The sequence below is a fragment of the Streptococcus sp. HMSC066F10 genome (genome assembly GCF_001813805.1).
GTDB lineage: Bacteria > Bacillota > Bacilli > Lactobacillales > Streptococcaceae > Streptococcus > Streptococcus vaginalis.
In genome coordinates this window covers 130,347-139,822 of sequence record NZ_KV813975.1, presented here as the reverse complement: position 1 = coordinate 139,822, position 9,476 = coordinate 130,347, and the positions used below count along the sequence as shown (strand labels likewise).

Sequence of the window (9,476 nt, the reverse complement as noted above, 5' to 3'; positions counted from 1 at the left end):
ACGTTGCACTTTTTATTGCAATTTATCATTATAAAATATGGGAAAACAGAAGAAAAATCTTCAAACAAATTTTACTTTTATATAAAAGTTGACACCAGGCGACAAGTTTCTTCTGTTATACTCATGATAGAAAAATGAAAAGAGCAAACAAATGAAATATGAATGGAGAAAATTAGATAAAAAACTTTATCAAGGTCCAAAAACTCCTGTGGTCATTGAACACCCTGTGCAGTCATTTATCATGTTAAATAGTCAAGGAAATCCAAATAAAGCTGACTTTTCAGAAAGGGTTTCTGCTCTTTATTCCCTCGCTTATGCGATTAAAATGGAGTATAAAAAAACTGCTCATCATCAAGAATTTACTGATTTTACCGTTTACCCTTTGGAAGGGAGTTGGCAGCAAACAGAAGCAGAGACTTTGGTAAAAGACGACTTGGTTTATACGATTATGATTGCTCAGCCAGAGTTTATTACAAATGAAATAGTTGAAACAGCTCTCGAAAAAGTAAAAGTGAAAAAGCCAAATCCATTTTATAATGAGATTCGCTTTGAACGAATAAGCGAAGGAAGCAGCGTTGCCATGCTTCATGTAGGACCATTTGACGATGAACCACAAACCTTCGCGAAAATGGATGCTTTCTGTCAAGAAAATGGGTTAAAACGCTGCACAGCATATCATCGTGAAATTTATTTGAACAATAAAAATCGCACCGCTCCAGAGAAACTAAAGACAATTTTGAGATATAGTGTTCAGTAACTAAAAAATCACTCCCTAGATTTCTAAGGAGTGACTTTCATGTTTAATTAGCATTGTTATCTGCTGGTTTTTGGATTTCTTTGTCGGCTTCATTTTCAGCTTTTTTAGCCGATTTGATGACAATTTTACCGTTGCTTGTCATGACAGCCTTGAGTTCTTTTTCACTTGGGTGTTCAAGGTAGTAGTCAGTAATGGCGTCTTCGATGTGATCTTGGATTGTCCGACGCAGAGGACGAGCTCCCATTTTCGGATCGTAACCCAAGTCAACTAATTTTTCCTTGACTTTGTCTGTCACGTCTAGGTGAATGTCATTTGTTGCAAGTCGTTCATTGACATCTTTTAGCATCAAGTCTACGATTTTTAGGAGATTTTCCTTATCAAGGGACTTAAATTCGATAATACCGTCAAAGCGGTTCATAAATTCTGGACTGAAGAAGTTGCCTAATTCACCGAGAACAGAGTTAGTCCGTCCTTCGCGTGTTGCTCCAAAACCAACATTTGCTTCAACTTTGCCAGTACCGGCGTTTGAAGTCATGATGATAATTGTATCTTTAAAGCTAACTGTGCGCCCTTGTCCGTCTGTCAGACGTCCATCGTCAAGAACTTGCAGGAACATGTGCATGACATCTGGGTGCGCTTTTTCTACTTCGTCAAGCAGAATGAGAGAATAAGGATTGCGGCGTACGCGTTCTGTCAATTGTCCGGCTTCTTCGTAGCCAACATAGCCTGGAGGTGCTCCAACGAGTTTGGCTACGCTGTGTTTTTCCATATATTCACTCATATCAAAGCGAATCATGCTGTCAGCTGAGCCAAAGAGCTCAATCGCTAATTGTTTAGAAAGTTCTGTTTTACCGACACCGGTTGGTCCGACAAAGAGGAAGGATCCAATTGGTCGATTAGGAGAGCCAAGTCCGACACGATTACGGCGAATAGCTTTGGCAATTTTATCAACGGCATCATCTTGACCGATGACATGAGCTTTCAAATCATCAGCCAGACTAATTAATTGCGATTGTTCCTTTTCTTTTAAGTCACCAACTGGGATATTTGTTTTTTGCTCAATGATATGCTCAATCGTTTTTTCACTGATGATAGGTGTATCTTGGTCTGCCATTTTATTTTGCTGCATTTCTTTGTATTTGGCAATTTGGTCACGGAAATAAGCAGCTTTTTCAAAATCTTCATCACGAGTAGCTTGTGCCTTGAGGTTTTCAGCTTCTACCAAGCGTTGATCAATAACTTTGGGATCAACAAAATTAAGTGTCAAATTCATCTTTGAACCTGCTTCGTCTAGCAAGTCAATGGCCTTATCGGGCAAGAAGCGATCTTGGATATAACGATTGGACAAGACAGCCGCCGCTTCAATAGCATCATCTGTGTATTTAACGTGATGATAGTCTTCGTATTTTTTTTGAATGCCTTTTAGAATAGTGATGGTTTCTTCAATCGTTGGTTCATCCACTTTTACTGGCTGCATCCGGCGTTCCAGTGCTGCATCTTTTTCGATAATGCGATACTCATTGAGAGTTGTGGCACCGACTAATTGGAGTTCACCGCGAGCAAGTGCTGGTTTTAGGATATTTCCAGCATCCATATTTCCATCGCCAGCAGAACCAGCTCCAACAATTTCGTGAATTTCATCAATGAATAATATAACATCTTGTCGAGAGCGAATTTCGTTCATGAGTTTTTGCATTCGCTCTTCAAATTGACCACGGATTCCAGTCCCTTGAACCAAACTAACGACATCTAAACGAATGACTTCTTTGCCTTGGAGTTTATGTGGAACATCTCCATCTACAATTTTCTGAGCTAAGCCTTCGACAACTGCTGTTTTACCGACACCAGGCTCTCCGATGAGGACTGGATTGTTCTTTGTTCGACGGTTGAGAATTTCAATGACGCGGACGATTTCCTCATCACGACCGATGACAGGGTCAATTTCACCGCGCCGAGCAAATTCGGTTACATTGATACCAAATTCTTCTAGGAGGCCTTTAGGCTGTTGCGGAGCTTGCTGGCGTGCACTCCCACCTTGATTGGAACCGTAACCTCCATTGCCGTAACCACCTCCAGATTGAGTCGGAGGGGTTTGTGGTTCTTGATGATTTTGAAAATTCCCTAGATTGTTAAAGAAATCATCAAAAGGGTCTAAGTTGTTTTGATTATTCATATTGGTCATTCCACGAAACAAGGCATTGTTTGGGTCTGTTTTCATGATTTGATAACAATTTTGACAGAGGTCAACTTGGTGTTGTTTTCCATTCACATTCGTGTAAAGATGAATGGTAGATTCATTTATTTTACAATTTTGACAAAGCATGTGCTACCTCTTTCTTTTAAAATTTGTTTGAATAATACCAATTGGTCAATAATAGTCAAATTTCTTGGTTTTATTATAGCAGTATTCTAAAACATTGCAAGAATAAAGTGTTAAAAGACAGATTTTTGTACTGAAGCGTTTTATTTTGTGTTAAATTTATCAAAAACAGGGCTTTTACTGGTATTTCATCTTTCATTTGTGGTAAAATAGTAACGTATAAATGAATAGGAGAAGGAAAATGGAATCACATTTAGTAAGAATTATCAATCGTTTAGATGCTATGACAAAAGATGGCGGCAATTTGAAACGCAATTTTGAGCGTGACGGAGTTGTTGTAGCAGAAGTAGCTTATAGCTATGACGAAGAAAATGGCTCAGTATTCACTCTTCGTGATGTAGCAGCGCATGAAACTTATACATTTGACAGTATTGATTTGATTGCTATGGAAATTTATGAGTTGTTGTATTAATTTGCTAGTCTCTAATAAGATATCCTCTAGGCACCTGCTTAGGGGTATTTATTTTGCAATAATTTTTATTTATCTACCTTAGAATTGTCAGAAATTCTTAGAAAAAAGTGGTATACTAATAGTGATAGCAAGCATATTTCTTGACAAACAGAAAAGGAGATAGTATGGATTTATCTCGGATAACATTATTAACAGAATATGAAATTGTCGGAATCGATCTAGAGGAAGCAAGTGTCCGTCATTTAGCTGATCTAGGGATTAAGATAGGCAGTTTTATTCAAGTCATTTCAAAAACAAACGACACAGCTATTCTCTTAGTTCGAGCTGCGAGGATTGCCTTGGATAATTCTATTTTGAAAAAGCTGGATGTTGTGCCAAAGGGCAGTAGCAAATCTTCTCTTCCTTTATCTGAGTTGGCTGTTGGAGATGTGGCATACATCGAAGCAATTCATGCAGATGGTGTTTTAAAACGACGGTTGATGGATATGGGTTTGACGAAAAACACAAAAGTTCAGTTGCAGAAAGTCGCACCATTAGGTGATCCATTAGAAATTAAGTTGAGAGGTTACGATTTGACGTTGAGAAAGTCAGAAGCGAGTCTGGTTAGTGTTGTGAAAAGCGAAAAGGGAGCAAAAGGATGAAAGAATTAGCGCTTGCGGGAAATCCGAATAGTGGAAAGACCAGTTTATTTAACATTCTAACCGGTAGTAGCCAGCATGTGGGAAATTGGCCTGGTGTCACTGTCGAGAAGAAAAGTGGTCTGTTTCGTAAAAATAAAGATATTATTATTCAAGATCTACCGGGAATTTACTCGTTGTCGCCTTATACTTCTGAAGAAGTGATTAGTAGAAATTATCTTTTAAGCGGTAATGCAGACGGGATTTTGGATGTAGTTGACGCAACCAATTTGGAACGAAATCTATACTTGAGCTTGCAATTGATTGAGACGGGGATTCCGGTTGTGCTGGCTTTAAATATGAGCGATGTCGTTGAAAAGCAAGGAAAATGGATTGATACGACTAAATTAAGCTACCAGCTAGGAGTGCCGGTCGTAGCGACCAGTGCTTTGAAAAAGACAGGGATTGACCAAGTCATGCAGCAGGCCATGCGAGTGATGAATCAGGTAGAAGAGGCTTTCTATCCAGCTTACGACAATCATTTTGAAGCGGCTTTGTCAGAAATCATCCGTATTTTGGGGAATGCAGTGCCTCAAAAACAAGCTCGTTTTTATGCCATTAAGCTTTTTGAACGCGATAAAGAATTATCTGAACAGCTGGCATTGTCTGATTTTCAAAAAACAGAGATTGAAGATGCGATTCGGATTACGGAAGAAATCTACAATGAAGACGCAGAAACCATTGTTGTTAATGCGCGCTATGAGTTTATTGAGTCAGCAGTCAAAATGGCGCTGCAAGCCGATGTTACTAAATTAAGTTTGTCAGATAAGATTGACCGTATTGTGACCAATCGTTATTTAGCTTTACCAATCTTTGCGCTTGTTATGTGGTTGGTGTATTTCCTCTCTATTCAAACGATTGGAACGATGGGAACGGATTGGACAAACGATGTTCTCTTTGGAGAATGGATTCCAAATGGTGTTAAATCATTGCTAGAGCAATTAGCTGTAGCTGACTGGCTTCAATCTTTAATCATTGATGGGATTATCGCAGGCTGCGGAGCTGTGCTAGGCTTTGTGCCTCAGATTTTTGTCTTGTTTATCTGCTTGGGCTTCTTGGAAGACATCGGCTATATGAGCCGGATTGCCTTTGTGATGGATCGAATCTTTCGGCGGTTTGGTTTATCTGGAAAATCCTTTATCCCCATGTTGATTTCGACGGGGTGTGGCGTTCCTGGTGTCATGGCGAGTAGAACCATTGAAAATGAACGTGACCGTAGAATTACCATTATGACAACAACCTTTATGCCTTGTTCTGCCAAGTTGCCGATTATTTCCTTGATTGCGGGAGCTTTCTTCCCCGGCAATCCTTGGATTGCACCAAGTGCTTATTTTGTCGGAATGGGAGCCATTGTCTTATCAGGAATTGCTCTGAAAAAGACAGCAATCCTCGGTGGCGCTGTCGCGCCCTTTATCATGGAGTTGCCGAGTTACCACCTGCCACAAGTCAAAACGGTTTTGCGCTATGCTGGTCAAAAGGCTTTGAGCTTCATTAAGCGTGCTGGAACGATTATCTTTGTGACCAATATTTTCATTTGGTTTGCTAGTTCCTATAACTTTAGCTTACAGGCGGTCGAAACAGAAGATAGTATTCTAGCCACCTTAGGAAAAGGATTAGCTTGGATCTTTAGCCCTCTTGGCTTTGGCAATTGGCGAGCAACGGTTGCGGCTATTACGGGATTGTTGGCTAAGGAAACGGTGATTTCTACTTTTGGAATCTTGTATAAAGTGACAGACGCGACAGAGACCACCAAAGAGTTGTGGACCAATCTCCAACAGCATTATACGGCACTTTCCGCTTACTCATTCCTTGTCTTTAATCTACTCTGCGCTCCTTGTTTTGCAGCGATTGGTGCGATTCATCGGGAAATGGGAAATGCTAAATGGACGTGGATTGCTATTTCATTTCAAACCCTACTGGCTTATAATGTCAGCCTTGTGATTTACCAATTTGGTCAAGTTTTGCTGTACGGAAAAGGAATATCTCCAGTGACTGTCTTTGCTCTGCTCGTTGTGGCAGCGGGTCTCTATTTCATCTTTAGAAAACCGCGCAAAGAAACAGTAGAGGTTATCACTTTAGATAGTCTGACACGTCAAACAGTATAGGAGAAATTATGTCCACGATTATTGTATTTATCATCATTTTAGTTTTAGCAGGTGCAGCTATGCACCATATCATCAAAGGAAAAGGACGCTGTGGCGATTGCGACTGCCAATGTGAAATCAAAGAAAAAATGAGACAAAAATAAAGAGAAAACTAAAAATATGACAGAGGTTGTCAGGTTATTTGTTGTATGATTTATTAAAAAAGGAGAACACAACATGGTAAGACCTACTAGCAAGACTGAGTTGATCAGTGCAGCGACGCAGCAATATGCAAAGCTGCAGTCATTGATTTCCCAATTAACAGAAGAAGAGTTAAAGACTCCATTTGATTTTTCAAAAGATGAAAAAAAGAAAGAGGCGCATTGGAAGAGGGATAAAAACCTCAGAGATGTTCTCATTCATCTTTATGAGTGGCAACAATTGCTTTTGGATTGGGTGCATTCCAATCAAAATGGTGTCGAAAAATCGTTTTTGCCAGCAGCTTATAATTGGAGAAGTTATGGTGAGATGAATGTGGCATTTTGGCAAAAACATCAACAGACACCGCTAGAAAAAGCAATCAAGTTGCTTCATCAATCACAGGAAAAAGTGCTAACCATGGCTGAAACCTTTACAAATGAAGAGCTGTTTTCAAAGGGCATCTATAAATGGGTTGGTGGGAGTACCCTTGGCTCCTACTTTGTCAGCTGCACATCGAGTCACTACGACTGGGCCATGAAGAAGCTGAAAGCACATCAAAAGAACTGTAAAAATCAGTAAACAATCAGTATGGTTGGGAGCAAAAAAGAGGGCAACAATAGGCAAGTGAGCCACATCCAATGTGCTTCATTTCGTCCGCCGGGCTGACGGAGAAAACCAAAAGTAGTTTATCTCGTCCACCGGGTCGACGTGGTAAACTAAAAGTTATTTATCTTTTCGACTGGGTCGACAGAGCCAATCCAAAGCGGTTCATTTTATCGACCAAGTCGACAAAGCGAACCTCACGTCATTTCATCCGAGAGTCAGTCTAGCTGTTTATAAAATAAATCGGTCCGTCAACTTAGCTGACGGACCGATTTTGTCTGAACTCATTGATATCTTATTTGCTGTTATCTCCCATTAGTAAGTCTTTTGGTTGCTTACTAAGGAGCGTGATTGAAGCAATGAGGACGGAAACGATGATAATGGCAAGTCCAAAGATGACCACCTTGGTCATATCATCAGGAGATACATGTACATTGAGGCTAGTGAGGGTCTTGTTAAAGCCATCCACTTCAGCCCCGCCTCCAAGATTGGCGCTCTTACCTTCTCGAGCTAGTTTTTCAGCAATACCACTGGTAACTTGTTTTAAAATGCTATTTCCCATCACCTTGCTGACAGCACTACCTGCAAAGTAAGCACCAATGAAGCTAAATATACTTACAAAGAGAACTTCTGTGATAAATTGGAAGAAAATCTTTGTTTTGCTAATTCCCATTGAAAGCATGATTCCCATTTCTTTTCTACGACCATTGATCCATAAGAACAAGACTAGCGTAAGAACAATCGCTCCAAAGATTAGAGTTCCGATTAAGAGGTTTCCAGTAACGCCGTAAATACCGTTAATAGAAGATTGAAGTGCTGGGAAGTTGCTTGTGCTCTTAACAAGGGTGTAGGCTTCCCAATCAATAGATGATATTTCTTTTACTTTCGCCATCACTTTATCAATATCTTGGCTACCATTTACAAAGAAAGTAGCATCTTGATAAATAGCGTTTTTATCTGTTGAACCTTGTAAAGTTTTAGTCGTTTCTAAGTCTGTGATAAAGGTATTTTCATACAATTCTTGAGGACTAGAAACACCTCCTTTATTTTTCCCGTCAAAAATTCCGATAACTGTCACTTTAGTCGTTTTATTAGCTTTGCGAACGTTATCATAGTCATAAGTATTCGATTTTATATTAATCGTATCGCCGACTTTAAGTTTGTTCTTTTCTGCAAAATCTTTATGAATTAAAGCAACATTTTTGTCATTTTTGTTGATATGTCTACCTTCAACTAGTTTGAAGGTTTCTGCGGTAAATTTATCATCTTTAGATGAATCGTTGATACCTGTTGCCATAATGGCACGGCCGAATTTTTGTTTTCTATCTTCGCTTTCAAAGTCGGTTTCTCCAGATTCAACCAATTGGTGATCAATTAAGTCAGCGATAACATTCATTCGTTTGATGTAGCCAGAGATACCTTTAACTTTTTCCACAGCTTCGATATCTTCGCCTTTAAGATTTCCTGCTCCGCGAGGGGTACCTTGGTTCACTTCGCGGTTAATCTGCATTGAGAAACTGCTAGTGATATTTTTGAAAGTCTCTTTTGAAGCAGCGTCTGTTGCATTTTTAACAGCAATACTGCCAAGTGTTAAAGTAGAGATGGCTAACAGGATTAAAAAGATAATCAGTGTTTTTATTTTTTTGCGCCATACATAGGCAAGGGCGTTCTTTATCGTTAACATATAATTTCTTCTCCTTGGAGCTCTTATTTATAATTCTTAGTGACTTCGACTAAGTTCTTATTGCTTAACTCTAAGACGACGTCCGCTTTATTAGCTAACTCTTTGCTGTGTGTCACCACAATCACACATTTATTTTTTTGTTTAGCTGATTTAATTAGGACTTCAATGATGTCCATGGCAGTACCTTCATCTAAGTTCCCAGTTGGTTCATCTGCTAAGATAATTGGTGCTGTAGATGCAAGAGCGCGTGCAATAGCAACCCGTTGCTGCTGGCCACCTGATAATCGTAATACGTTACGATGGATTTCTTTTTCGTTGAGTCCAAGTTGTAACAAGCTATCTTTATTTGCTTGAGAATTCACGAGTCGAACATTCTCCATCGGAGTTAAGTAATCGATTAAATTATAATTTTGGAAAACCAGGGAGATTTGTTTCCGTCTGTGATGGTTATAGCCTTTTTGAGCGATGTCTTGATCTTCAAAGAGGATTTTTCCTTTTGTAGGAGTATCAAGTCCTGCAAGAAGGGAAAGCAAGGTTGATTTTCCTGCACCAGATTTCCCTATAATAGCATAAAATTTTCCTTCTTCAAATGAAGCTGTGATCTGATTCAATACATTTTCTTGTAGGCTATTGTATTGGTAACTAACTGAATCCATTTTTAAAATTGTCATGTTTTGT

Annotated in this window: 9 protein-coding genes; 6 read left to right on the top strand and 3 right to left on the bottom strand. The window is 39.4% G+C overall.

Going from position 1 to position 9,476, the window contains the following annotated elements; genetic code table 11:
• The first annotated feature begins 151 nt into the window (after positions 1–151).
• The gene (locus HMPREF2933_RS05250) at positions 152–757 is read left to right on the top strand and encodes a GyrI-like domain-containing protein (RefSeq protein WP_024052848.1); all 606 of its coding nucleotides are present in this window, start codon (positions 152–154) and stop codon (positions 755–757) included.
• 43 nt (positions 758–800) lie between these two features.
• Here HMPREF2933_RS05250 and HMPREF2933_RS05245 read toward each other — a convergent pair whose 3' ends face one another.
• Positions 801–3,080, bottom strand: a complete 2,280-nt coding sequence (locus tag HMPREF2933_RS05245) for an ATP-dependent Clp protease ATP-binding subunit (protein ID WP_070241924.1) — start codon at positions 3,078–3,080, stop codon at positions 801–803.
• 238 nt (positions 3,081–3,318) lie between these two features.
• Between HMPREF2933_RS05245 and HMPREF2933_RS05240 the strand changes: the two genes are divergently transcribed.
• The 5 genes from HMPREF2933_RS05240 to HMPREF2933_RS05225 all read left to right on the top strand — a co-directional run bounded on the left by HMPREF2933_RS05240 (position 3,319) and on the right by HMPREF2933_RS05225 (position 7,090).
• On the top strand, positions 3,319–3,549 hold the full coding sequence (locus tag HMPREF2933_RS05240) for a DUF1797 family protein (protein WP_024052846.1): 231 nt from the start codon (positions 3,319–3,321) through the stop codon (positions 3,547–3,549).
• Between the two features lie 164 nt (positions 3,550–3,713).
• Positions 3,714–4,190, top strand: coding sequence for a FeoA family protein (locus HMPREF2933_RS05235; RefSeq protein ID WP_024052845.1), 477 nt, complete (start codon positions 3,714–3,716; stop codon positions 4,188–4,190).
• Positions 4,187–6,331, top strand: a complete 2,145-nt coding sequence (feoB, locus tag HMPREF2933_RS05230; RefSeq protein WP_024052844.1) for a ferrous iron transport protein B — start codon at positions 4,187–4,189, stop codon at positions 6,329–6,331. Before HMPREF2933_RS05235 ends, feoB begins: the two co-directional genes overlap by 4 nt.
• An 8-nt stretch (positions 6,332–6,339) precedes the next feature.
• On the top strand, positions 6,340–6,474 hold the full coding sequence (locus HMPREF2933_RS09720) for a FeoB-associated Cys-rich membrane protein (RefSeq protein ID WP_003023693.1): 135 nt from the start codon (positions 6,340–6,342) through the stop codon (positions 6,472–6,474).
• A gap of 73 nt (positions 6,475–6,547) precedes the next feature.
• Complete coding sequence (locus tag HMPREF2933_RS05225; RefSeq protein ID WP_024052843.1) at positions 6,548–7,090, top strand: ClbS/DfsB family four-helix bundle protein; 543 nt, start codon at positions 6,548–6,550, stop codon at positions 7,088–7,090.
• Positions 7,091–7,409: 319 nt separating this feature from the next.
• Here the strand turns inward: HMPREF2933_RS05225 and HMPREF2933_RS05220 are convergent, their stop codons facing one another.
• Both HMPREF2933_RS05220 and HMPREF2933_RS05215 read right to left on the bottom strand, forming a co-directional pair.
• Entirely contained in the window at positions 7,410–8,798 is a 1,389-nt protein-coding gene (locus tag HMPREF2933_RS05220) for an ABC transporter permease (protein ID WP_024052842.1), read from the bottom strand.
• Between the two features lie 23 nt (positions 8,799–8,821).
• Positions 8,822–9,469: an ABC transporter ATP-binding protein gene (locus HMPREF2933_RS05215; RefSeq protein ID WP_003030192.1), complete on the bottom strand. Its 648-nt coding sequence runs from the start codon at positions 9,467–9,469 to the stop codon at positions 8,822–8,824.
• Positions 9,470–9,476 lie beyond the last annotated feature (7 nt).

What these genes read in the sequence shown, in the direction of transcription:
- HMPREF2933_RS05240 (WP_024052846.1), top strand. Translation starts at nt 3,319, where the DNA reads ATGGAATCACATTTAGTAAGAATTATCAATCGTTTAGATGCTATGACA.
- HMPREF2933_RS05225 (WP_024052843.1), top strand. Translation starts at nt 6,548, where the DNA reads ATGGTAAGACCTACTAGCAAGACTGAGTTGATCAGTGCAGCGACGCAG.
- HMPREF2933_RS05215 (WP_003030192.1), bottom strand. Translation starts at nt 9,469, where the DNA reads ATGACAATTTTAAAAATGGATTCAGTTAGTTACCAATACAATAGCCTA.
- HMPREF2933_RS09720 (WP_003023693.1), top strand. Translation starts at nt 6,340, where the DNA reads ATGTCCACGATTATTGTATTTATCATCATTTTAGTTTTAGCAGGTGCA.
- HMPREF2933_RS05245 (WP_070241924.1), bottom strand. Translation starts at nt 3,080, where the DNA reads ATGCTTTGTCAAAATTGTAAAATAAATGAATCTACCATTCATCTTTAC.
- feoB (WP_024052844.1), top strand. Translation starts at nt 4,187, where the DNA reads ATGAAAGAATTAGCGCTTGCGGGAAATCCGAATAGTGGAAAGACCAGT.
- HMPREF2933_RS05235 (WP_024052845.1), top strand. Translation starts at nt 3,714, where the DNA reads ATGGATTTATCTCGGATAACATTATTAACAGAATATGAAATTGTCGGA.
- HMPREF2933_RS05220 (WP_024052842.1), bottom strand. Translation starts at nt 8,798, where the DNA reads ATGTTAACGATAAAGAACGCCCTTGCCTATGTATGGCGCAAAAAAATA.
- HMPREF2933_RS05250 (WP_024052848.1), top strand. Translation starts at nt 152, where the DNA reads ATGAAATATGAATGGAGAAAATTAGATAAAAAACTTTATCAAGGTCCA.